Raw genomic sequence first — 24,181 nt, 5'->3', positions numbered from 1 at the left:
ACTTTAACCTATCGGGAAACGGATGTTATAAAACAAGTTTTTTTGGAAGGTTGTGAAGAAGTTCTGTATTGATGATTTCGGCACAGATACCAGGTTTTTCCCAATGTCCGTTGTGCCCGCAGTCCAGAATATATGATTTGATATTTGTCCTGTCCGGAAGGTGTTTGATCATCACATCTGTTTTTACAGCGTTGTCGTGTTTTCCAGCCAATACTAATATTTTAGCCTCCAGATTTTCCAGGATATGTTTTTTGTCAGTTCTTTCTACCATGCCTTTTACACAGGCAAGAGCTCCCAGATTGTTAGTAGATAGTGCGGTCTCAAGAGCAGTTTCTATTTTTCCTTCCAGAATATCCCTTTCATTTGGATTGAATAAATTGGGAACTCCGGCTCTTGCATAATGGGCGAATGCATCTTTTATAATTCTATAGCTTTTGATACGCTGTTGTTTCTTCTCTTCATCATCGGGAAAGTAAGTAGAGAAAAATAAAGTTAAGCTTTTTAAAGAGTTGGGATATTTTTCTGCAAAAGCAAGGGAAGTATATCCTCCCATAGAATGCCCCAGAAGGTGTACCTTTTCTAAATTTTGCTGATCTAAAACTTTTTTTACTTCCTCAGCCATCAGTTCCATGGTGTGAACTTCTGCGAGAATTTCAGATTGCCCGTGGCCGGGAAGGTCAATTTTGAGGAGTGAAAAATCTTTGGAAAGATAATGCTCCATATCGCTCCAGATGGATAGATTTTCCATAAATCCGTGAAGAAGTACCAAAGTTTCTTTTCCGTTTCCTTTTCTTTCAAAGTTCAGCATGATTCCAAAATTATAGAAGGTTAAAAATAATATAGCGGTTACGCACTGTAGCTCTATTTCTTCTTTCAAATGTAAACAAAAAAGAGCATTTTAAAAATGCTCTTCGTCTTTTATTGAGTTAATTCCTTGTAAATCTTTGTTTCCCAAGGCTTGATATCGGTCACACCATATCTTTCCTTTTTAGAAATAGCAAGGTTGTCCAGCATATCTACAAAATTCTTATAATTAGCCTCATCCGTTGGTTTTACAATTACTGTAAAATTGTTTGGTACCGGAGCATTTTTATAAGCTTCAGCAATGATTTTTGAAATTTTTATTCCACTGAAATCAGTTTCTTTAAGATTAGTGGAATTCAAATCTGTAGCATTGCTTTGATGATAAAATACACGGTCGTCCTTTCCGAGGATAAATGTAATCTGGTTTTTATCTCCAATTACAGGAATATCTATAGGATGAGGGTTTGGATCTTTTGCGGGTAGCCCTAAATCCATTACATTAGGTTTTGTAAAATTGGTGGTGAACATAAAGAAAGTGATCAATAAGAATCCCAGATCTACCATAGGAGTCATATCTACTCTGATCATTTTTTTCTTTTGCTTGCTGCCCTGTTTTTCTTGTGCAATTACTTCTGCCATGATTAAAAGTTTTTAAATGTTAGACTATGTTTGTTTGAAAAATTCATACAAAACATATGCCCTGATTATTAAAAACTTTATAGATTCATGAATCTATTGATTGTTTGTGAATAAATTTTATAATATTTTCAAGAAGTTTTATCGTTTGATTATTATTTTCTTTGAAAGAATAATTTCTTCTTTGTTTTTTATCTGTACAATATAAATTCCTTCGGTGAATGCTGATGTACTGATCTTAATTTTTTCTTCGTTATATTTTTGAGAGAAGAGTTTTCTTCCTGACATATCTGTAATGCTGATAACAGTTTCTTTTGGAAGATGATCTGCATAAAAGAAATCTTTTGCCGGATTAGGGTAGAGATTAGGTTTATTTATCGGTTGGTTTTCTGAGATTCCTAATTGTTCTGGACTTAGTTTTACGATCCAGGCATCAATATTTCCATGATTTCCGGTTACATCTCCACTTGTAGAAAGTGTACTTCCTGAAACAATATAACCATTATCACTGGTTGGTTCAATAGAGCTAAAGTATTCAAAATCTGGTCCACCCAAGGTCTTTTCCCATTTCAGGTTTCCATTACTGTTCAGTTTTACAATCCAGTAATCCAGATTTCCATGATTTCCGGTTACCTGTCCGTTGTTGGAATTGGTCCAGCCTCCAACGATATAATCCCATTCAGGAGTTTGCTGTATTGTGATAGCGTTATCGTGAGCACTTCCGCCAAGATATTTATCCCATTGGATGACTCCGCTATTATTTAATTTAACGACCCAATAATCAGGAAGGCCATTTTCAATATTAGAAGGATCATAAGAAGTACCCACCACAATATAACCGCCATCGAAAGTCTGTTGTGCGGAATATCCCATATTGTCACCAAAATTACCCAGAGTTTTTTGCCATTGCATATTTCCGGAGTAATCAAGTTTTACGATCCAATAATCGTAGTTTCCATAGCTTACGGTAATATCTCCGTCTGTAGAAACTGTATTTCCTGCAATAATATATCCGCCGTCAAAAGTTTGCTGAACAGAAAGTGCCTGATCACTGTCACTTCCTCCCAATGACTTCTGCCATTGTATATTTCCGGTATTATCCAATTTTACTACCCAGTAATCTTGTCCTCCCTGGTTTCCACTGGCGTCCCCATCATTAGAACTGGAGATTCCTACTACAATATATCCTCCTTCGGAAGTCTGCTGAATGGATTGAGCTTCATCAATACCGCTTCCTCCTAAAGATTTCTGCCATTGTATATTTCCGGAGCTATCAAGTTTTATCACCCAGAAATCAAAATTTCCATGGTTTACTGTAGTATCTCCATCACTGGATTTGGAAGATCCTGCGGCAATGTATCCCCCATCTGTAGTTTGGCGGATAGACTGGATTATATCATTATTACTCCCACCCAGTGCTTTTTGCCATTGTATATTTCCATTACCATCCATTTTTACCACCCATCCATCTCCTTCGCCATGGTTTCCACTAACATCACCGTCATTTGAGGAAGTGATTCCGGCCATGATATAGCCTCCATCAGAAGTTTGTTGAGTAGAATGGGCTGCTTCACTTTGGCTTCCTCCTAAAGCTTTCTGCCATTCTATGGATGGAGCAGTCTGAGCGGAGAATAATGAATAGGTAAGGAGCAAAAAAGTAAATGTAAAATATTTCATATGTATTTGAATTGGTGATAGTTATTCAAATGTAATTAATTTTACACTACTTTTGGTGTTTTATGATGTACATAATTTATTAAAAATAAAAAACTCACACTTTTTGTGTGAGTTTTTCAATGATATGTAAATGGTTTATTTACCCTTTTTATAGTAATTAACGCCGCATTCTAAGAATTTTTTGAAATCCTCTTTTGGCATATATCCTGAAACCGGAGTGTTGATTACTTTTCCATCCGGAGTTATCAAAACATAGTGAGGCTGCGAGTTATTGTTAAAGTTAACCTGTTGGAATAAGCTCCATCTGTCACCAATTGTTTTTACCTTTTTGATCTGTCCTTCACCAAGGTCAATTTTAGTTTTTTGATCCTCTGGAAGCTCCTCTTTGTCGTCCACATACAGAGATGCTAATACTACATCATTCTGAAGGATAGGTAAAATGTCCGGTTCGCTCCATACAAACTCCTCCATTTTTCTACAGTTTTCACAACCGTATCCGGTGAAGTCAATAAGGATGGGTTTATCCTCTTTTTTAGCAAGTTCTATTGCTTTGAAGAAGTCGTGTTCAGGATGCATTCCTAAAATTCCGTCTTTCTCATCATGGAAATAGCTTACGTTCAGTGGAGGTAAAATTCCGCTTAATAGCTGAAGTTTCGGACGGTCAGATGGTATCAATCCCTGGATTAAGTAGATTACAAAACCGATTCCCAATACCCCTAATATCTTTCTTGTAATGGAGATTTTAGGTTTTTTATCGTCATGAGGGAATTTGATGAATCCTAATAAATATAATGCTAATCCTAATGCAACGATGATCCAGATGGCGATGAAAAGCTCTCTTTTTAAGAAGAATGTTTTAGAAACAAGATCTGCTTTAGATAAGAATTTCAATGCTAAAGCAAGCTCTACGAAGCCTAACACTACTTTTACCGTATTCATCCATCCTCCGGATTTCGGAAGACTTTGTAATGCCTGCGGGAATAAAGCCAATAGTCCGAAAACAATTGCCCACGCAAGACCGAATCCTGCCAATGCAAATGTTAATAACATCGGAACGTTGGTAGAACCCGTTACTGCACTTCCTAATAAACTTCCCAAAATAGGACCCGTACAAGAGAAAGAAACAATAACCAATGTCAATGCCATGAAGAAAATACCGATAAGTCCTCCTGCTTCTTCCGCTTTAGAAGATTTATTGGCGATTGAGCTTGGTAAAGTGATATCATAGTACCCGAAGAAACTTCCGGCAAAGAAAATGAATATGATGAAGAACGCAATGTTCAGCCATACGCTGGTAGAAATTTCATTGAAGATATTTCCTGCAATTCCATCAATAATATGGAAAGGAATACTTAGTAAAATGAAAATAAGAAGGATGAAAAACCCATAAATAAGAGCATCTCTTTTTCCTTTTGCTTTGTTCTTGCTGCCTTTGGTAAAGAATGAAACCGTCAAAGGAATCATCGGGAAAACACAAGGCGTAAGTAAAGCGATTAAACCTCCAATAAACCCTAGGAATAAATAGGTCCAGTAATTTTCATCCACTTTAGTAGAGGCTGTACCACAATCCGTCAATGGTTTTTTGAAATCAATAGTTGCAATTTTCAGCTGTTTAGGATCCAGTTTTGAAGTTTCTGTGACTGTAGCTTCTGTTTTTGCAGGGTTTTCGGTAACCGTTTCAGTTGTTTTTACTGAATCTTTTACAGGGCCAGTTGTTTCCTCAGTTGCAGCTTCTTCCGTTGCTCCTTTTGGGGTGACTTTTTGGTTGAATTCTAATGTATTGGGAGCCAGACAAACTCTGTCGTCACAAGTCTGATACGTAATCTCAGAAGTAACATCCGCAGGTTTTGCAGGATCTTTTAATTTAAATTTCTGCTTAAATCCGGCTGAATTGGAGTAGAAAACAATCGTTCCTCCAAAAGCTTCAGAAAACTCTTCATGTTTTTTACCTGTTTCGGTAAACTTCCCAATCAGTTCAATGTTCTTTCCCGTAACTTTATACTCAGTAGGAATTCCGGTATCTTCCGGTAAATCTTTTGAGTAAATGTGCCATCCGCTTTCCATAGTAGCATTCAATACCGCTTCGTATTGATTGTTTCCCAGATCGTTGACCGTAAATTTAAATTTTACAGGATTTTTTATCTGTGCATTAATTCCTGTCGCTAAAAATAGTAGAATTAATAAAAACCAATTTCTAAATTTCATTGTTCCTTTCATTAAAAATTTTGAGACTCCACTTTGTCTTCTCATTCTTTGTATATCTTCTATCCTGCCTGAAAAGAATGATCGTAAGTACAGAATCATTACTGTCCGTCAGTATCCAGATTTTTTGCCTCGCTAAAATAGATAATTTTTCGTCCCTAAAAAACTTAGAAACTTTCTTTTTTTAAGCCTGCTGTTTAAAATATTCCTTCTTCTGCCTTGATTGCAATAGAAGTGTTGCTTATTTTATCATTCAAAATGATTATTGATTTTGTCAATTTTGCTGACTTGGAGTTATGATGTAATCCTTCACCAAGGCAAAACTTTGTGTGAAATCAATTCAGATTTTTTACAATGTCTTCTACAGATGCTCTCTTTTTATAGTCTGTATCAAAATGTCTCCATGTAATTTCTTTTCCCTCATTTAGAATGAAAGTTGCTGATACAGGAAGTCTTCCTGAATTGTCTGACCTGCTGTCAGCAAAATCCTCTTTTAATTTTGACTTGTAAAAATTAAGCGTTTCATTGTCAGGAGTATAAAGGACATCAAATGCCTCTGCAATTTTATATCCCTCATCATATAAAACAGTATAGTCTGTCTTTGTTTTGTTAATCGTCTTTTCTATAAATTCCGGTTTTTCAGGAGAAATGATAACAAGCCTTGCATTTTTCGATTTCAGTTCAGGAGTCAGATTCTGTAAGGTCTCAATATATTTGTTACAATAGGGGCACCATTGTCCACGAATAAAAACAATCACCAGTTTTTTGTTTTCTTTTGATGAAGAAAATGTATTTCCCAAGTGATCTTTCGCGTTGAAATTATCAATCTTATCTCCAATCATTTTTCCTTTTACCTGATCTAAAGTTTTGCCAGATTGAGGGTTCTCTTTTTTCAGAACAGAGGCTCCTACTCCTAAAAACTGTTCAGGATTATAATATCCGAAATCATATTGTACCAGCTTCCCTTTTGAATCCAGGAATAAAAAAGAAGGATAGTTTACAACTTTAAATTCTTTCGCCAGATCTAGCCCTTCTTTTTCCGCGTCTATAGCAAGGTTTACAAAATTTTTGTTGAATATCTCACCAACTTTGGGATCAGTAAAAGTTTTTTTTGCCATCAGTTTACAAGGTCCGCACCAAGTGGTAAACAGATCAATGAAAATCAGTTTATTCTCTTTTGCTGCGATTTTTTTCGCGGCTTCCAAATCAATTTTTTGAAAATTGATGCCTGTGCTTTGTGCATTAAATGAAATTCCAACTAATATAAGAAGGCTCAATACGATTTTTTTGAACATATATTTCTTTTCTTATTATGTTCCCTGAAAAAGAAAAAAATCACCCATACATTAAATGATTTTATATAATGGTTTGATTTTCAGGTAGAAAAAATGCTTTTATTTTTAATTTTTTTGATTTGTTCTACACATTTATACTTTTGATTCTGAGCATTATGCTTGCTTGAATAATGATATTTGTCTTGAATTTCCTCCATACTTTTATTTTCAATAAAAATGTCATGGATAAGATTTTGACAATGTGAAGAGATAGACTTAATATAACCAGCCAGTTTTTCCCAGTAATACTTTTCATTTTCAATGGCAGCACTTATTTCCTGCTGGTTTTCCATGAAATAGCTTTCAGGAGATTCTATATAAAAATTTCTGTTTTTTAATTTTTTTAACCACAAATTTTTAACAATTCCAATGATGTAATTTCCCAGACAGGTTTGAACTTTGAACTCATCAGCATTCAGTTTTTCATAAAGAATCAGCAGTGCATCCTGAAAAATATCTTCCGCATCTTCCAGATTACCTTTATTATTGAGTACGAATTTTTTGGTATAACCGAAATACTGTTGGTATAAAATTCCAAAAGCTATATTGCTGTCTTTCTTAAAATCATCAACAGCTAACGAATTAGTTGTTTTTCTGTCCACTTTACAGTTATCTTTTTTTGAGTAGTTCTGTCTGCCTGATATCTGCGATCCTGTCTAAAAGGGATAACTCCCAAAATATGATTTCTGGAGTCAGATAATAACCATATTTTTTCTTTGACTAAAGCCGATAATTTTTCGTCCCTAAAAAACTTAGAAACTTTCTTTTTCCCTGAAAAACCGGTTGGATACAACTCGTCACCCTCTTTTTGTTTTCTCAAACGTAGTGGGAAATGAAGTTTTTCAGCATCAAAATCCCATTCAAACCCCTTATTGATTCCATCAATGTTTTCAATGTAATCTACGAGATTGATGTTGATTTGGTTTTCGGAAAAATCAAAATGATCAATCAGGACAATTTCTTCTTTGATTTCCTTTTCATCGTTCTTATCAATAAAAATCAGTTCATCACGGTTGACAATCAACTGATATTCTTTTGAAAAAAATGAACTGTTGTTTTCTGCTTTAAAAATTTTAGGGATTTCTTCCTCCTGGTTGAATCCGTATTTTTTTAAAATTTCAAATTTTACGAAATCGCTTTCCTGATCCAGCTTTTCCTTTGATAAGATTTTATTGTTTTGGTTAAATACCGTAAGTCGATTTTCTATCTCCTGAATCTGTTTCTGGACAAAATCTTTAGTTTGGTTCAGATACAAAGAACTTTTTCTGAAGTTTTCCAGAAAATGATCATTAGTTTCCATCAGTACCGGAACAATCTCATTTCTAATCTTATTCCTCAGATAATCACTTTTTTTATTAGACAGATCTTCCCGGAATTCAATACTGTTTTCTGCAGCAAACTGATAAATTTCTTTTTTGGAAAAATTTAAAAGCGGTCTGAGAATATAATTGTCATTTGATGGAATTCCGCTCAATCCGTTGATGCCGGCAGCTTTAGAAAGATTGATGATAAATGTCTCCAGCTGGTCATTTAGGTGATGGGCTGTAACCAGAAATTCCAGTTTTTCCTTTTCCTGAATTTCTTTAAAAAAAGCATAGCGAAGTTCCCTTGCCCAAAGCTGAATAGAGTTCTCAGGCTTCTGATCCTTTTCCGAAACTTCATACAAATGAAATTTTATATGATTTTTCTCACAAAAATCCTGCACCGTTTTTTGATCCAGATCAGAATCTTGACCACGGAGTTTATAATTGATATGGGCAACCTGAAACTGGAATTTTGAACCGTCAGTTTCGTGTCCTAAATCTCTGAATAATGAGGCAAGAACCATAGAGTCTGCACCTCCGCTTACTGCCAGAAGATACGTGTGATTTTCCGGCTCGTGAACGATATTTTTTAATTGGCTGATAAAGCTTGATTTTTCCAACATAGATGTTGAGAATTTCTTTTATGCAAAGATAACCGATATAATTCAATTGAATTTTCCTAACTTTGAGTAGTCTAAAAATGATTATTTATGAAGATTTTAAAAATTGTAGCAGTTTCTGCAATGGCGCTGGGAATGACATCTTGTGTCAGCAAGAAGCAGTATGATGCCTTGAGCACAAACTATAAGCAGTGTATTGAAAATATCGGAGAAAGACAGAGAGAAATTCAGGATTTGAAGTCTCAGAACTCTGCATTGGCCGGTGAAAACAACTTGCTGAAAAGCCAGCATGATGCTTTAAAATCATCACTTGATGCATGTCTTTCCAATACCGGGAAAAGCTCTGCTAATATTGATAAACTGGTAGGTGAAATCAATGCTTCCAATTCTTATATCAAGCAATTGATCTCTAGCAATGCTAAGAATGACAGCTTGAACCTTGCATTGTCTAACAAACTGAAAAGATCTTTAGATAACGTATCAGATCAGGATGTACAGGTGAAGGTGTTGAAAGGTGTTGTAATGATCTCTCTTTCAGATAATATGTTGTACAAAACAGGAGATTACAATATTTTGCCTGCCGCTCAGGAAGTGCTAGGTAAAGTAGCTAAAGTAATCAATGATTATGATAAATATTCAGTATTGATTGAAGGTAATACAGATAACGCTCCGTTGAGTTCTCCGAATCTTCCGAGAGACAACTGGGATCTTTCTGCATTAAGAGGTACTTCTGTTGCTAAAGTTCTTCAGACTCAGTTTGGAGTAGATCCTGCAAGAATTACAGCAGGAGGACGTTCAGAATACAACCCGAAAGCTACTAACATGAGTGTTTCAGGTAGAGGTGAAAACAGAAGAACGGAAATCATCATTATGCCTAAGCTTGATGAGTTTATGAAACTGATGGATATTACTCCTAAGAAATAATCACTCAACCATACATAATAATAAATCCCGAAGACATTCGGGATTTATTTTATGAGCCAATCTGCTTCGGAATATAATGAGTTGATATTTTTTTCTTTGAAGAGAGAACCGTTTTCTTAGCGGATTGTTCAAAATAAAAATTGGTGATATTCCATACAATCATAATAGCTGAAAAATAATATAGATTAAGAACAAGGGCAATTCCTATATGTATAGAAACTGTTAGAAAAAGCCATGTCTTCTGTGTAGGTTTGTACCAGATGAAAAATGGGTAACACATCTCGATGATGATTGTACTCCATCCAATAAAGCTTAAAATATAGGAATGTTCTATCAGCCAGCTGAAATCAATATTCAGGTCTCTGTTGGAATAGGGTAGATGAATCGCTTTCCAGATTGATTCACCGTTCCACCAGTTAAAACCTAATGCTTTATCCAGTCCGGAAAAAAAATAAGCAATAGAAATATGAAGCTGAAATAATCTTTTGACCGGAGTGATATTTATTTCCCGTGGTTTTCTGTTGAAAATGAAATTTCTGAGTGAAAAATGTTGGTCAGACGGAAAAAGTATCAGATAGAATAAGGACATACTCGTGAAAAAGTCAGCCCCATAGGCAAAGAAAGAACTTCCCTTGAGCAATGCAATCTGTAATATAAGTAAAAAAAGCGCTGAAATTCTGGAATAAAACCCAATGATAATCAAAATACACAATGTAATAAATGATATTTTAATCATCACAATTGTTGTACTTTCTTCAATGCCAATACCTTGTAAGAAGGTGACGATTTTTGAAAAAGTTATCAGCCAGTCAGGTGTGAAAACACTCATGATATCTTGTGGAATGATACTGCTGCTTGAAAATAATTTGTCAAAATCAGGGATCACTGCGATAAATTGTAAGAGAATAATTGTTCCTATTGCAACCCGGAAGAAGCTTAAGAATTCCGTTTGATTATCCTGTTTGAAAAAGAAGTTTTCAATTTTGGTATAAAGTACATTCAGTTTTTTCATCACTTTAATGTTTGAATTCATCAATAAGAATAAGATTTTCATTCGTTTTTCCCTGTTTGAAATCCGCAATAGAAGGGTAGTCGTATAAATAAAGTTTTGTGGTAACACTTGATGCTTTTGGATTTTCTTTCATCACATGTGCTGCAATCTGGTTGATAATAATGTCCAGATATTGATAATATTTGCGGTCATAGGTATTTTTGTCGGAAATTTTATCTAGAAACATATTAAAGACAGTCGTATATCTCACTCTGCTTTCCTTACTTTTGAAATAAGGCATCGTCTTTTGTTCCAGGATATTTCCCTTCTTATCTTTCAGTTCAAAGCTCATCACAAAATCACTGGCAACATTCGGTGCATAAAAGCCGTATCCCGTATCAAAACCGGTATAAGATGTAAACATATTGATAGGTTTGGATTGGGCAAAATTCTCTGATATCACATATGCCAAAGGCTTGTCATAGTTTTTGTTTTCATAATAAAAACCGTAGTAGCCATCAAATGTTCCTTTCATACCAATTGTGAATACTACCAATAGAATAATGAAAATTCCGGATAACTGAAGCTTTTTTTTCATGACAAAAAATTTTAGAAAAGGCTGTCTTCAGAACAAAAACAGCCTTTTGTTGTTATTTGTAATTGACCAAAACATTATTAAGCTTAACATTGATTCTTGGATCAATTGTGGTATTCACTTTGTAAGATTTTATGATCACATTGGTAAGGTTTTTTCTTCCCATAGTTGGCGGACAGATCGTATATTCCTCAGCTCCTCTTATGGTAAGTTTGCCTAAAGAAGCGATATCTTTCTGAGTCAGCAAGGCCGCATTTGTAGCAACCTGATTGTTTTGAATGGCGTAATAATCTGTTCCAAGTTCTTTGGCTCCGTATTTTTTCAGGATGCCATCCACTTTAGCCCTTAGGTCACCGTATTTTTTCCAATCGATATTAGCTTTCATTAAGCATCCGCGGATAATATACTGTCTGTTGATTTTGTAAATAATAAAATTGGTTCCCAAACTATTCTGATGAAGTTTTTGCAGGCTTAATAAACTCTTCATGTCTTCATCAGAAATTTTTCTGACATCTTTAAGGATGTAATTGTTGTCTACAATGTAATTGCCTTTTTCTTTATAAAAAGACATTTCCTGAGGCTTTAGCTGGGAAAATATCATAACAAGTCCCACTATTGCTCCAATTAAAAATAAAGTCTTTGTTTTCATGTGGTTGTTTTAAAATATCCCTACTCTGTTTTAGGATTTTCGGGATCCTCCTTTCTGTGAGTGTTTCATGGTTGAGAAACTTAGATCAAATGTAGAATTATGTAAGTGTTTAAGAATAAGTGTTTATCCTGTTTTTTTATAAGGACTTTACCCTGTTAAGATTGAAATGTAAAGAATGTGAAGATGAGAAACCTGAAATAATAGGCTGTCTAAGGATATTTCAGACAATTTTGTTAATGCTTGGGAAAAAAAATCGGATGAACTCAGAAAAGTTCTTTTGAATTGAAGTTTGGGAAAACGTAGTTCCGGAATGGAATTAGGTTTTTGATCAGAAAATCAGATAGAATAATTGAAGTGACTTGAACAGAACTAGGATGGCTTTAAAAAGAAAATAAATCCCGAAGGTGGCCGGGATTTATTTTTTAATCAAATTAATTCTTCCTTTTTGAGGAGCGAAATAATTCGTAGCAAAAATGAAGTGGATATTTCTTTCTTAGTTTTTGCTGCAGAAGAATCAGTTCTGCCTTTCAGCATAACTTTTTTGCGATTCTCATGGTTAGTTTGTGTCTCTCCTGCAATCATCTTGTTTCTCTTAGTGTTTTTACCCCTTATTCTCATTGCAAACTTATAACGAATACCACAGAAATACTATCCGTGTTTTCACGGTATTTTATATGGGGTTTTCACGGGTATATAGATTTTTATGCATATAATTATTTGATTAATAAAAGAATATGTATATTTAAGTCTCCGTTAAAGGAAATAATTAAAGAGGTGTCCGAAAATCTTAAAGAGTAGGAAATTAATACTAAACAAAATAATTATGAAAAATTCAAAAAAACTTTCAAGAGGAGAAATGAAAACTGTACAAGGTGCTATTAGAGGGTGTAATCCACAGATATTTTGTACTAGTCCACAAACAAAGTGTTGCCCAGGATGGGTTTGTGCTGGTATAAGACAATATTGTATAGCTGTATAATGACTTTTTACAAAAATTTAGATCTGGCTAAGAAAAAGAGAGGGATTAATTTCTCTCTTTTTTTGTATCTTCTTTTTGAATCTAAAAACTAGCTTTAAAATCCTTAAATTTGTTTTAAATTAAAATGGTATGAGTTTTTTTGAAGAAAAGAATCCTGAAATGGACAGATATTTGGAAGCACACGCTTCTTCGGAATCCGAAATTCTGAAAAAACTGAGAAGGGAGACTTACCAGAAGACCACACAACCTCATATGATTTCCGGATACCAGCAGGGAAGGTTATTGACTATTATTTCCCAGATGATGCAGCCGAAAAATATTCTGGAAATAGGAACCTTCACAGGATATGCTACTTTGTGTCTTGCGTCAGGATTAGCGAAAGACGGGAAAATTACAACGCTTGATGTGAATGAAGATCTTGCCTATCTGCCGAAAAAATATTTTGAGTCCAGTGAATATGCCAATCAAATTGATTTTAAACTTCAGGATGCCAAAGAATTTTTAAAAGAAACAGATGAGTTTTTTGATCTGATTTTTGTGGATGCTGACAAAGAAAATTATGCGGAATATTTTAGATTGATAAAACCTCACACCAAGTCCGGAACCGTAATTTTATTTGATAATGTTTTGTGGTACGGAAAAGTGCTTGAAGAAAATCCAAAGCTGCAATCTACCCAGTCTATCCAGGAATTGAATGATTTGGCGGCAAAAGACGAAGATTTTGAAAATCTTATTTTACCTTTGCGTGATGGAGTCAACTTTCTTCGCAGAAAGTAATTAAAATATCCAAAGATTAAAACGTTTAAAGAGAATATAATTCGTGTTTTTTCTTTAAATTATTCAATCTTTAAATTGAGAGTTAATGAATAAAGGAATTTGTAATGTTACAGTAGCGCCGGTTCGTGCAGAGAATTCTGACAGGGCTGAAATTGTTACGGAAATATTGTTCGGGGAAAGTGTAGATATTTTGGAAGTAGATAAAAACTGGACCAAAATAAAAATGCATTATGATGGCTATGAAGGTTGGATGGATACCAAACAGTTGAGACCGGTAACAGATGAAGAACTGGCCAGTAGAAAAGTGACTGTTGTTACTGAAGATTTTTCTTCCGTGTTAATGAATGATGGTAAGACTCTTTTGTCTATGGGATCAGAAGTGGAATTTCCGGTGGTAGCTTCAAGAAGAAGTCATGATGTACGTGAAAGTATTGCTATGGCAGCAAAAGAATTCCTTAATGTACCTTATCTGTGGGGTGGCAAAAGCTTTTTTGCGGTAGACTGCTCCGGATTTACTCAACTGGTATATAAAATTCATAATATTAAAATTCCCAGAGATGCTTCGCAACAAGCTGAGGTAGGAGAACCGCTTACCTTTATAGAAGAGACACAGCCTGGAGACCTTGCTTTTTTTGAAAATGCAGAAGGAAAAATTATTCACGTAGGAATTATGCTGGATAATCAAAAGATCATCCATGCTTCAGGAAAAGTGAGAATTGATACACTGGACTCCACGGGGATTTTTAATAAAGAAATGAATAAACACACTCATAAACTGAGAGTGCTGAAAAGTGTAATTTAATTCTAATTAAATCTCATCTGAAATGGAAAATATTCTCTTTACAATTTTTGATATTTTTAATTTTGGATGGGTAGTTTTTCTGTGGTGGTTGACCATCAAGAATTATAATACCTTACCGGAGAGAATCCCTGTTCATTTTGATTTAGAAGGTAAAGCTGATGGATTTGGTGGGAAAATATATGCATTTCTGATGCCTGTATTAGCTCTTGGACTATATGCTCTGTTCGTCTATGGATTAAGATATCCTGAAGATACTAATTTCCCTGTAGAAATTACAGATCAGAATATGAATGCTCAGTTTTTAATAATGAAAATTGGCTTGAGAATTCTTTTTGTTGTACTGGCAGTCATTTTTACAAATATTCAGGACTATATGTTCAGAAATGCTGTAGATGATCAGGCAAAACCCAGAATTTCATTTGCCACCATATTTTTATCTGTTGTGTTATTTACTCCTGCACTACTTTTTATTGCCTATCTATTCAAATGATACATTCTAAAGAAAATTCAGAACATTATACCTGGGGAAACCATTGTGACAGCTGGATCCTGAAAAATACACAAAGCTTATCTGTGAAGCAGGAAAAGATGCCCGCAGGAACTTCAGAAAAACGACACTATCACAAAGTGGCAGAACAGTTTTTTTATATTCTGAAAGGAGAAGCTGTATTTTATATCAATGAAGAGAAATTCCTGGTTAAAAAGGGAGAATCTATTTCTATTACACCGGAATCAAAACATTTTATCTCCAATGAATCCACCGAAGAAATTGAATTTTTAGTCATGTCCAATCCTTCTGCGGATCATGATAGAATTGAAATAAAAGAATAATAAACATGGCTTTTCTATACAATATATTTATCAGTCTCATTACCTTCGGAATGAAGGTTTTTGCACTGATTAACGATAAAACTAAAAAAGGCGTTGAAGGAAGAAAGCAGTCTTTAGAGAAAGTAAAATCAGCATTTTCAAAAACAGACAAAGTGATTTGGATGCATGCTGCCAGTTTGGGAGAATATGAGCAGGGACTTCCTGTTCTGGAAAAGCTTAAAGAGAATTTTCCCCAGCATAAAGTTCTGGTGACATTTTTCTCTCCCTCAGGATATGAAAATGTCGTTAAGAAGAAACATATCGCAGACGTTATTTGTTATCTGCCGTTCGATAATAAAGGTACTGTAAAGGAATTTATATCACAGTTTAATACTGAACTGTTTTTTACGGTTAAATATGACTATTGGTATAATTTACTTGCTGAGCTGAAAAATCAGGGGACAAAGATCTATGTTATTTCCGCTCTGTTTTATGAAAGACAATCTTTCTTTACTTCCTATGGAAAATGGTTTGTAAAACAACTGCAGAAAGATGTAGATTGGTTTTTTCATCAGACCCAATTTTCACTGGCTCTGGCCAAAAGTGTAGGATTGATAAAGTCTTCGGTAACGGGAGACACAAGATTTGACAGAGTAAAACAACTTCGTGAGCGTAGTAATCATGTAGACTTTATTGCAGACTTTAAAGGAGAACACAAAGCCATTGTTTTTGGGAGTTCATGGCAAGCTGAGGAGAAAATAGCAGAAATGGTTTCACGAAAAAATAATAGGGTGAAACTCATCATAGCACCACATGATCTGAAAAGAGTAGAGCATTTGAAAAATATATTCCCAGATGCATTATTGTACAGCCAGATACAAAACGCTCAACTATCAGCTGGCAGTGCTCAAATTCTAATTATAGACAGCATTGGCTTATTATCAAAACTCTATTCATATGCAGATGCAGCTGTTGTAGGAGGGGGATTTCATGATGCCGGACTTCATAATATTCTGGAAGCGGCCACTTTTGGTGTTCCTGTGATCTTTGGAAACCACTACAAAAAGAACCCCGAGGCCGATGATCTGATTGCTGCGAATGGCGGGAAATCTTTCCCAGACGAATATACAGCCGCAGAATTTGTTTTATTTCTCATAAATGAAGACAACCAGGAAGAGCTTACAGAAATGTCTCAAAATGCAGGAAAATTTGTAGATGAAAAACCAGATTCAACTCAAATGATTCTGCAGAAAATTTTATCTTAAATATCCCTGACTTTTTATTTCCTTCATGATTTGATCAATATTTTCAGGTATTTTTTCGCATTCAAACCAATTGAAGTCAATACCATTGTTGATGCATAGTTTTTGAAGGTAATGGTTCTCTAATATTTTCTCTTGAGTGTCACGCAGATATTCATCAATTTCCATCCAGTAATCCTCATCCAGTTTTTTCACAAGAGTCAAAGATTTGAATACTTTGTTGATGATGTAAATATAAAGCTTATAGACATTATCAAACCTTTGTCTGCTGAGGTCACTGTTATTCTCCAGAATTTTATTGATGAGAAGAAGATTCAGTGAAACTTCCCCGAATTTATCAGTAGTAATTTTGATGTGTTCAGTAATTTCTGCACTTATCTTTCGGATAATAGTCAGGAAATAAGGAGCATTTCCGGTATATTTTGATGCTAAAAGAACCTTTTCAGTTACAATTTCCTCCATTGTATTTCTCTTATCATCGGTAGTTTCCGGATCAATAAGTTCGAAATACAACTTTTTAGATAATAATTTATCCTTTCTCAGAAGTCTGAAAATAAGTTTATCTTTTTCGGTACCGGTAAAAGCGCTCAGAGCGGCTTTGAACTCTTTTGAATACTCCATTAATTGAAAATTTTCGAATACTTCATGAATCCGTTTAGCGCCCAGTTCGCTGTATAGTATAATGATTTTACAGTTGAAAATCCCATGAAATCTTTATAAACAAGATATTGATCTTTAATGATATTTTGTTTCTTTCTGGAAACACTATTTTCGCGCATTCTGTATTTTGCCATTGTCTTTTTTACAGGAATCCCCTCAGGAATTACTTTTAAAAGATTAAGCCACATCACATGATCTTCGCGCTTGCTTTTTATAGGGAACAAAAACTTTCCAACCCTTTTGGTATCATACATCGTAGAAACCGGTGCCAGACGACATGTCTTCAGCAGATTGGAGAACGTAACGACTTTGTCAGCCAAAAAATCTTTCAGAATAGGCTGGAGTTGTTCATCACATCTGGAGTAGTTGCAGTAAACCAGTTCTGCATTATGTTCCTGCATATAATCCGTCATTGTTTCCAAATATTCAGGATACCAGTAGTCGTCAGAATCCAGAAAAGCAATATATCTTCCCTGCGCTCTTTCCAGACTGTTATTTCTGGCATTTCCAGCTCCTCCGTTTTTTTCAAGTACCTGCAGTTTTATTCTGGGATCATTGTATTTTCTGATAATCTCAACAGTATTATCTTTGGAAAGGTCATCAGTAATCAGCCATTCCCAGTTTTCGTAGGTTTGGTTAAGAACAGACTGTATGGTTTCCTCGATAAATTCCGCTGAATTGTAGCAAGGCGTTATAATGGAGACAAGATCTTTCATTTATGTTTTCTAAACTGCAAAATTATAAAAATCTTTTTTCATAAAGATGCCAGGAGCTTACCCCTACAGCAATAACCACCAACATACATACCAAAGCCATTACAAATGGATTGTAATCTTCGAATAATCCTAAAGTCTGGAAAGTCCTGATAATAGGGAAGTGGAAAATGTAGATTCCGTATGTGAAGTCACCATATTTTCCGAAATTATTTAAGAGTTTGAATGAATAGGCAATATACATTACAATAACACCAATCATCATTGGGGAAAAAAGCTGAATATTTAAATATAAATCAATCCACACCGTGGCGAGAGCAATGATGAAGAGTATATTTTTATGTTTGATGAATTTGTCAAAATTAAAGTAAATCAGCATTCCGGGGATAAAATAGGATAGTGTTCCGGGAAGCTGTTTGGCCAATGAAATTTTATGTAAAGATTCAAAATAATTGAGATAAGTAAGTGATAAAAAATATAAAATAACCAAACTTATATTTCTGTATTTATTATTCTTTCCGAAAAGCAAAAATAACAAAGGGACAGAGAAATAATAGCACATTTCTATTTTCAGCGTCCATAGGGCACCATTCACGGCTTGATTTCCAAAAACTCCGGGAAGCCAGGGTGCTTTAAAATTTAAAAATAATGAATTCCAAAAAAGGTATTTGTAAACTTGTGTATTGCTGAAATATTCGGTGAAAGAATAGGTGCTTACCAAACTTAATAAAATTGCACATAAAAAAATAACCAATAAGTAAGCGGGAACAATTCTTTTGATTCTCTTTTTTAAATAACTTTTCAGGCTTGAAGACCTGTCGTAGCTCCTTGCAATAAGAAATCCGCTCACTGCAAAAAAGCCGAAAACCGCAATTTCTATAGGGCTGTGCTCAAAAATTTTAAGATCAGGAGAAGCGCTGAGGGTGCCAAGATGTCCAAGAAAGACGATAAAGGCAAGGAGAACACGTATAAAATCAAAATTGTTTTTCGTAATATCCTGCATTTGTATTTTCTTTCTTGCAAAAATAACTTTTTTAATAAAATGAATGGCCCATGTATTCATTATTTGTTAAATAAAGGGAAAATGGGGTCTGAGAGTTTTAAAATGTATATAAATAAAGGTCGATGAAATAATTTTTCATAAAAAATAGTAATATAAATCAAAAAAATTATAATTTTAGCGCTTGAAAAAAATGATCTATGAAGAAATTAGCATTACTATTTGCAGGTTTGTCGTTATTTGCAGCTACAGGATGTAGTGATAATAATGATACTGTTCTGGAAGCTCCTCTAGTTGGGACTTGGCAACCATTAAAAGAAGTAGTTACTACTGTTGAGATTGGTGAAGACCCGGTTTCTAACACGATTACTTATACTGACTGCCAGAAGCAGACCAGATGGTGGTTCAGCGCTGACTCCAAAGGAGGGAAAACGAACTGGGGAGATACCGCTACGCCTGGTCAGTGTGCTATTCTTTCTGATATAAAATTCAACTATACCTATAATAAGGAAGGAAAAGACGTTCAAATGAAAATTCAGGGGATTGTAGAGCCGCAAAATGCAAAGGTTATTACTTTGGATGATACAACGCTCAATCTTGCTGTAAGAGAGGAGACTCAGGATCCTAAGATATTCCAGACAAGAACATATACCTTCAAAAGAGTTATTCAATAATAGTATATACTTCAGGATATAAAACAGATCTCATCTCCGGATGGGATTTTTTTGTTGGGGTAAAATTACAATTCATCATAAATTAAATTTCCATTTACTTTAAAATCATTATTTTTGTGACTCTTGTTAAAAAGAAAAAATAATTCGATATTTTAAAGTCTAACATCTAACATATATACAAAGTGTTTTACGATCATCAGCAGATAGAAAAAAAGTGGCAGAAATACTGGGAGGAAAATCAAACCTATAAAACCTCTAATAATACAGATAAACCCAAATTTTATGTACTCGACATGTTTCCGTACCCATCCGGAGCAGGTCTTCACGTAGGTCACCCGCTGGGATATATAGCATCGGATATCTATGCAAGATACAAAAGACATCAGGGGTTTAATGTTCTTCACCCGGTAGGATATGACAGCTTTGGACTTCCTGCTGAGCAGTATGCGATCCAGACAGGACAGCATCCTGCTGTTACTACAGAACAAAATATCAACAGATACGAAGAGCAGTTAAGAAAAATCGGATTTTCATTCGATTGGAGCAGAGAAGTAAGAACTTCAGATGCCTCTTATTATAAATGGACACAATGGATCTTTATCCAGCTGTACCACTCTTGGTATAATAAAAATACTGATAAGGCAGAATCTATTGATGCCTTGATTCAACACTTTGAAGAAAAAGGAACAGAAGGATTACATGCCAATCAGAACGATGAATTAAATTTTACCGCAGAAGAATGGAAAACTGCCTCTGATATTGATAAAGAAGATATCCTGTTAAACTATCGTCTTGCTTACAGAGCAGAAACTACTGTAAACTGGTGTCCTGCATTAGGAACAGTATTGGCAAATGACGAAGTGAAAGACGGAAAATCTGAAAGAGGAGGATTTCCTGTTTTCCAAAAGAAAATGATGCAGTGGAGTATGAGGATTTCTGCTTACTCTGAAAGATTATTACAAGGATTAAATACTTTAGACTGGCCACAGCCTTTGAAAGATTCCCAGGAATACTGGATCGGAAAATCTCAGGGAGCACAGGTTCAGTTTCAGGTAGAAAGCCACGATGAAATCGTTGAGGTATTTACAACAAGACCTGATACTATTTTTGGAGCAACTTTTATGGTATTGGCTCCGGAAAATCCTTTAGTAGAAACTATCACTACCGATGCTCAAAAAGTAGAAGTAGATACTTATATTGAAGAAACTTCCAAGAAAACGGAAAGAGACAGAATGTCTGACGTGAAAAACGTGAGCGGAGCTTTCACAGGAAGTTATGCAATCAATCCGTTCAGCAACGAAAAAATGCCGATCTATATTTCAGACTATGTATTGATGGGATATGGAACAGGAGCGGTTATGGCTGTTCCGGCACATGATGAGCGTGATCACAGATTTGCTAAGAAATTCAAACTTGAAATTAAAAAAGTTGTAGAAACTGAAGAAGATATTCAGGAGAAATCTTTTGATTCTAAAGATTCTGTATGTGTAAATTCTGATTTCTTAAACGGATTGAATTATAATGATGCAAAGTCAAAAATAATTTCAGAGATCGAAACTAAAGAAATCGGTCATGGAACAACGAACTATAGACAACGTGATGCTATTTTCTCAAGACAGCGTTATTGGGGAGAGCCTGTTCCTATATATTATAAGGATGGGATGCCTTACACGTTGCCAACTTCCGCTTTACCATTGGAACTTCCTGAAGTTGAAAAATATTTACCAACAGAAGACGGAGATCCGCCATTAGGAAATGCGAAAGAATTTGCATGGGATGAAGCTAACCAAAAAGTAGTTGCTACAGATTTGGTTGATGATAAAACTATTTTCCCGTTAGAATTATCTACAATGCCTGGTTGGGCAGGGAGCTCATGGTATTTCCTTAGATATATGGATCCTCAGAATGACGGAGAGTTCTGTGCCAAAGATCTTTCAGATTATTGGGGACAGGTTGATTTATATATTGGTGGTAGCGAACACGCAACAGGTCACTTATTATATTCCCGTTTCTGGAATATGTTCCTAAAAGACAGAGGATATATCAATCATGATGAGCCATTCCAGAAATTGATCAACCAAGGGATGATCTTAGGAATGAGTGCGTATGTATATAGAATTGATGGAACGAACCAATATGTTTCTAAAAATCTTGCAGGTAATTATCAGACTCAGCAGATTCACGTTGATGTATCCTTATTAAAAGGAACTTCTGACGAATTGGATACTGAAGCTTTCAAAGCTTGGAGACCTGATTATGCTCATGCGGAATTTATCCTGGAAGATGGAAAATACATCACAGGCCGTGAAGTAGAAAAAATGTCCAAGTCAAAATACAATGTGGTAAACCCTGATGATATCTGTGAAGAGTATGGAGCTGACGGTTTAAGACTGTATGAAATGTTCTTGGGTCCATTAGAACAATCCAAGCCTTGGAATACCCAGGGATTAAGCGGTGTCTATGGTTTCCTTAAAAAATTCTGGAATCTATATTTCAACGGAGAGACATTTGAAGTTTCAGAAGAAGAAGCTACAAAAGAAGAGTACAAAGTTTTACATACCTTAATAAAGAAGGTAGTTTATGATATTGAAAACTTCTCTTTCAATACTTCTGTATCATCATTTATGATTGCTGTAAATGAGCTTCAGAAAATAAAATGTAACAAGCGCAATATTTTAGAGCCGCTGGCCGTTATCATTTCTCCGTATGCTCCTCATATATGTGAAGAACTGTGGAATTTGCTGGGACACGATACATCTATTGAATTTGAAAGGTTCCCGACATTAAATGAAGATTATCTGGTTGAAGATGAAATTCATTATCCGGTAAGCGTAAATGGTAAAATGAAGTTCAAAATTTCACTTTCAGCTCAATTATCTGCCAAAGAAGTGGAAGATTTGGTGATTTCGAGTGATAAAATGCAACAGATTCTGGAGGGTAAAACCCCTGAAAAAATCATTGTAGTTCCTCACCGTATTGTGAATATCGTAATTTAAATAAAATTTAACATTGGGAAATTAAAAAAAATGGGTGTCTTATTTTTTTGATTTTTTAACTCAAATGTTAAATTTGGGGAAAATAAATAAAATATTTAAAAATAATTATTATATCGAAATCGTATTAAATTTTCTTTATCAAAAAAAAGCAAAATGTTTAATTAAGACTCTTGCATTTTAATTAATTTTGCCTTTAATTTACACCCTGTAAAATTTTAAAACAATATAATTTAGTTAAATATGGAAATGAATGTTTCAAAAAATGATGAGCAAGTAGTTGCTAGAAAGGCAGGAGGTTTAAATCCAGCTGTTATTATTCCTATTCTATTTATTATAGGAGTATGTATTTATTTATTCGTTCTTGGTAGCCCAGGAAACTTTAAAGATGCAGATAAACTAGGAGGTGGGTCTGTAGCTTTTTCAAGTGTTGAAGGAAAAGACATTCACCCAGAATCGTTTTTAGGTATTATCTACAAAGGAGGGGTTATCGTACCAATCTTGATTACTTTCATGATTACTGTAATCGTTTTCTCTTTTGAAAGATATTTCGTTCTTGGTAAAGCTGCTGGAAAAGGAAACTTAGACAACTTCGTAGTACAAGTAAGAAGCTTACTTAACCAAAACAAAATTGACGAAGCTATCGAAGAGTGTGACAGACAACAAGGTTCTGTAGGTAACGTAGTAAAAGAAGGTCTTACTACTTACAAAGCACTTTCTCACGATACTACATTAAATAAAGAGCAGAAAATGGTAGCGCTTAACAAAGCTATCGAAGAAGCTACTACTCTTGAGATGCCAATGCTTGAGAAAAACATGATGATCCTTTCTACTTTAGGTACAGTAGCAACGTTAATCGCACTTCTAGGTACGGTAATCGGGATGATCAAAGCATTCTTTGCACTAGGTTCAGGTGGTGGTACTCCAGATGCTGCTGCACTTTCTACAGGTATCTCTGAAGCCTTGATCAACACGGCATTAGGTATTGGTACTTCAGCAATCGCTATTATCCTTTATAACTTCTTTACATCTAAAATTGATGGATTAACTTATAAGATCGATGAGATTTCTATGAGCATCCAACAATCTTTTGCTGAATTCAACTAAGAATTAGCAAGGAATTTGCATTAGCAATTAAAAGAAGTTTAATTAAAAATATTTTATAATAATGGCGAGAGTCAAACCAAAAAGACATGGAGTAGTTACGGACATGACCGCAATGTGTGACGTTGCGTTCCTACTTCTTACGTTCTTTATCTTGACCACTCAGTTTAAAAAACCTGACGTGGAGCAGATCAAACCGCCATCTTCAATTTCGGAAAAATTACTTCCTGATGCTAGTTTAATGACTATCAATGCTACTCCGGATGGAAAATTCTATTTCCAACCAGTAGACAATGCATCAGAAAGAGTTGCTCTTTTGGATAAAATGGGACAAAAGTATGGTATTACTTTTGACAACAACCAAAAAGTAGCTTTCCAGAAAGTTCAGGCAATTGGAGTTCCAATGAACCAACTTAAAGGTTATTTGGATATGCCTGCAGATGAGCAGAAAAATTATAAGAGTCCTACAGGAATTCCTATGGACAGTACAAATAAGCAGTTAATTGACTGGGTAAAAGAAAGTTTGAGCGTTAATCCTGACTACAAGTTAGCTATTAAAGGTGACGTTACAACTCAGTACCCAAAAGTTAAAAGTCTATTTGAGGGTTTAAGAGATATTGATTTTCTTAAATTTTGGTTGATTACATCACAAGAAGGTAAACCATAATATA

The 24,181-nt window shown here is 34.8% G+C and carries 24 protein-coding genes; 11 read left to right on the top strand and 13 right to left on the bottom strand.

Features of this window, described 5'->3' with window-relative positions; translation table 11 throughout:
- Nucleotides 1–25: 25 nt before the first annotated feature.
- The 7 genes from AC57AW_RS23585 to tilS form a co-directional block, all read right to left on the bottom strand.
- Nucleotides 26–808: an alpha/beta fold hydrolase gene (locus AC57AW_RS23585; protein WP_496353803.1), complete on the bottom strand. Its 783-nt coding sequence runs from the start codon at nucleotides 806–808 to the stop codon at nucleotides 26–28.
- Nucleotides 809–918: 110 nt separating this feature from the next.
- Nucleotides 919–1,443, bottom strand: coding sequence for a biopolymer transporter ExbD (locus AC57AW_RS23580; protein WP_318846326.1), 525 nt, complete (start codon nucleotides 1,441–1,443; stop codon nucleotides 919–921).
- 138 nt (nucleotides 1,444–1,581) lie between these two features.
- Nucleotides 1,582–3,117 (bottom strand): T9SS type A sorting domain-containing protein, encoded by a 1,536-nt coding sequence (locus AC57AW_RS23575; RefSeq protein ID WP_496353802.1) that lies wholly within the window; start codon nucleotides 3,115–3,117, stop codon nucleotides 1,582–1,584.
- 135 nt (nucleotides 3,118–3,252) lie between these two features.
- Nucleotides 3,253–5,322 (bottom strand): protein-disulfide reductase DsbD family protein, encoded by a 2,070-nt coding sequence (locus AC57AW_RS23570; RefSeq protein WP_496353801.1) that lies wholly within the window; start codon nucleotides 5,320–5,322, stop codon nucleotides 3,253–3,255.
- Nucleotides 5,323–5,654: 332 nt separating this feature from the next.
- On the bottom strand, nucleotides 5,655–6,614 hold the full coding sequence (locus tag AC57AW_RS23565; RefSeq protein ID WP_496353800.1) for a redoxin domain-containing protein: 960 nt from the start codon (nucleotides 6,612–6,614) through the stop codon (nucleotides 5,655–5,657).
- A gap of 80 nt (nucleotides 6,615–6,694) precedes the next feature.
- Nucleotides 6,695–7,255: an RNA polymerase sigma factor gene (locus AC57AW_RS23560; RefSeq protein ID WP_496353799.1), complete on the bottom strand. Its 561-nt coding sequence runs from the start codon at nucleotides 7,253–7,255 to the stop codon at nucleotides 6,695–6,697.
- Nucleotides 7,228–8,580, bottom strand: a complete 1,353-nt coding sequence (tilS, locus tag AC57AW_RS23555; protein WP_496353798.1) for a tRNA lysidine(34) synthetase TilS — start codon at nucleotides 8,578–8,580, stop codon at nucleotides 7,228–7,230. The genes AC57AW_RS23560 and tilS overlap by 28 nt, the downstream gene beginning before the upstream one ends.
- An 87-nt stretch (nucleotides 8,581–8,667) precedes the next feature.
- Between tilS and AC57AW_RS23550 the strand changes: the two genes are divergently transcribed.
- Entirely contained in the window at nucleotides 8,668–9,501 is an 834-nt protein-coding gene (locus AC57AW_RS23550; RefSeq protein ID WP_496353797.1) for an OmpA family protein, read from the top strand.
- A gap of 49 nt (nucleotides 9,502–9,550) precedes the next feature.
- Here the strand turns inward: AC57AW_RS23550 and AC57AW_RS23545 are convergent, their stop codons facing one another.
- The 3 genes from AC57AW_RS23545 to AC57AW_RS23535 are packed head-to-tail and all read right to left on the bottom strand — an operon-like array spanning nucleotide 9,551 to nucleotide 11,736.
- On the bottom strand, nucleotides 9,551–10,513 hold the full coding sequence (locus AC57AW_RS23545) for an HTTM domain-containing protein (protein WP_496353796.1): 963 nt from the start codon (nucleotides 10,511–10,513) through the stop codon (nucleotides 9,551–9,553).
- A gap of 4 nt (nucleotides 10,514–10,517) precedes the next feature.
- Nucleotides 10,518–11,090 (bottom strand): hypothetical protein, encoded by a 573-nt coding sequence (locus AC57AW_RS23540; protein WP_496353795.1) that lies wholly within the window; start codon nucleotides 11,088–11,090, stop codon nucleotides 10,518–10,520.
- 52 nt (nucleotides 11,091–11,142) lie between these two features.
- On the bottom strand, nucleotides 11,143–11,736 hold the full coding sequence (locus AC57AW_RS23535) for a hypothetical protein (RefSeq protein WP_496353794.1): 594 nt from the start codon (nucleotides 11,734–11,736) through the stop codon (nucleotides 11,143–11,145).
- An 823-nt stretch (nucleotides 11,737–12,559) separates the two neighbouring features.
- On the opposite strand from AC57AW_RS23535, the gene AC57AW_RS23530 reads away from it, so the two are divergent.
- The 6 genes from AC57AW_RS23530 to AC57AW_RS23505 all read left to right on the top strand — a co-directional run bounded on the left by AC57AW_RS23530 (nucleotide 12,560) and on the right by AC57AW_RS23505 (nucleotide 16,369).
- Entirely contained in the window at nucleotides 12,560–12,715 is a 156-nt protein-coding gene (locus AC57AW_RS23530) for a CCPGW family putative bacteriocin (RefSeq protein WP_410492623.1), read from the top strand.
- A gap of 129 nt (nucleotides 12,716–12,844) precedes the next feature.
- Nucleotides 12,845–13,492, top strand: a complete 648-nt coding sequence (locus AC57AW_RS23525) for an O-methyltransferase (RefSeq protein ID WP_496353793.1) — start codon at nucleotides 12,845–12,847, stop codon at nucleotides 13,490–13,492.
- An 85-nt stretch (nucleotides 13,493–13,577) separates the two neighbouring features.
- Complete coding sequence (locus tag AC57AW_RS23520; RefSeq protein WP_496353792.1) at nucleotides 13,578–14,294, top strand: C40 family peptidase; 717 nt, start codon at nucleotides 13,578–13,580, stop codon at nucleotides 14,292–14,294.
- Nucleotides 14,295–14,316: 22 nt separating this feature from the next.
- Nucleotides 14,317–14,784 carry a DUF1648 domain-containing protein gene (locus AC57AW_RS23515; RefSeq protein WP_496353791.1) on the top strand — a complete coding sequence of 156 codons (468 nt, stop codon included), beginning with the start codon at nucleotides 14,317–14,319 and terminating at the stop codon, nucleotides 14,782–14,784.
- Entirely contained in the window at nucleotides 14,781–15,125 is a 345-nt protein-coding gene (locus AC57AW_RS23510) for a cupin domain-containing protein (protein ID WP_496353790.1), read from the top strand. Before AC57AW_RS23515 ends, AC57AW_RS23510 begins: the two co-directional genes overlap by 4 nt.
- A gap of 5 nt (nucleotides 15,126–15,130) precedes the next feature.
- Nucleotides 15,131–16,369: a 3-deoxy-D-manno-octulosonic acid transferase gene (locus AC57AW_RS23505; RefSeq protein ID WP_496353789.1), complete on the top strand. Its 1,239-nt coding sequence runs from the start codon at nucleotides 15,131–15,133 to the stop codon at nucleotides 16,367–16,369.
- Here AC57AW_RS23505 and AC57AW_RS23500 read toward each other — a convergent pair.
- From AC57AW_RS23500 to AC57AW_RS23490, 3 genes are read right to left on the bottom strand one after another with little or no spacing between them, the layout of a single operon-like run.
- Complete coding sequence (locus AC57AW_RS23500) at nucleotides 16,361–16,987, bottom strand: deoxyuridine 5'-triphosphate nucleotidohydrolase (RefSeq protein WP_496353788.1); 627 nt, start codon at nucleotides 16,985–16,987, stop codon at nucleotides 16,361–16,363. The two genes, AC57AW_RS23505 and AC57AW_RS23500, sit on opposite strands and share 9 nt — an antisense overlap.
- Nucleotides 16,987–17,742, bottom strand: a complete 756-nt coding sequence (locus tag AC57AW_RS23495) for a glycosyltransferase family 2 protein (RefSeq protein WP_318846341.1) — start codon at nucleotides 17,740–17,742, stop codon at nucleotides 16,987–16,989. Before AC57AW_RS23495 ends, AC57AW_RS23500 begins: the two co-directional genes overlap by 1 nt.
- A 22-nt stretch (nucleotides 17,743–17,764) precedes the next feature.
- Nucleotides 17,765–18,802, bottom strand: a complete 1,038-nt coding sequence (locus AC57AW_RS23490; protein ID WP_496353787.1) for an acyltransferase family protein — start codon at nucleotides 18,800–18,802, stop codon at nucleotides 17,765–17,767.
- Between the two features lie 137 nt (nucleotides 18,803–18,939).
- On the opposite strand from AC57AW_RS23490, the gene AC57AW_RS23485 reads away from it, so the two are divergent.
- The 4 genes from AC57AW_RS23485 to AC57AW_RS23470 all read left to right on the top strand — a co-directional run bounded on the left by AC57AW_RS23485 (nucleotide 18,940) and on the right by AC57AW_RS23470 (nucleotide 24,177).
- On the top strand, nucleotides 18,940–19,413 hold the full coding sequence (locus AC57AW_RS23485) for a lipocalin-like domain-containing protein (RefSeq protein WP_318846343.1): 474 nt from the start codon (nucleotides 18,940–18,942) through the stop codon (nucleotides 19,411–19,413).
- A 182-nt stretch (nucleotides 19,414–19,595) separates the two neighbouring features.
- Nucleotides 19,596–22,409, top strand: a complete 2,814-nt coding sequence (gene leuS, locus AC57AW_RS23480; protein WP_496353786.1) for a leucine--tRNA ligase — start codon at nucleotides 19,596–19,598, stop codon at nucleotides 22,407–22,409.
- 240 nt (nucleotides 22,410–22,649) lie between these two features.
- On the top strand, nucleotides 22,650–23,513 hold the full coding sequence (locus AC57AW_RS23475; protein ID WP_318846345.1) for a MotA/TolQ/ExbB proton channel family protein: 864 nt from the start codon (nucleotides 22,650–22,652) through the stop codon (nucleotides 23,511–23,513).
- Nucleotides 23,514–23,574: 61 nt separating this feature from the next.
- Nucleotides 23,575–24,177: an ExbD/TolR family protein gene (locus tag AC57AW_RS23470; RefSeq protein WP_318846346.1), complete on the top strand. Its 603-nt coding sequence runs from the start codon at nucleotides 23,575–23,577 to the stop codon at nucleotides 24,175–24,177.
- The last annotated feature ends 4 nt before the right edge of the window (nucleotides 24,178–24,181 follow it).

This window comes from Chryseobacterium sp. BGA-UO-ETr-SB22 (assembly GCF_059567885.1).
This window is presented reverse-complemented; position numbering and strand designations above follow the sequence as displayed.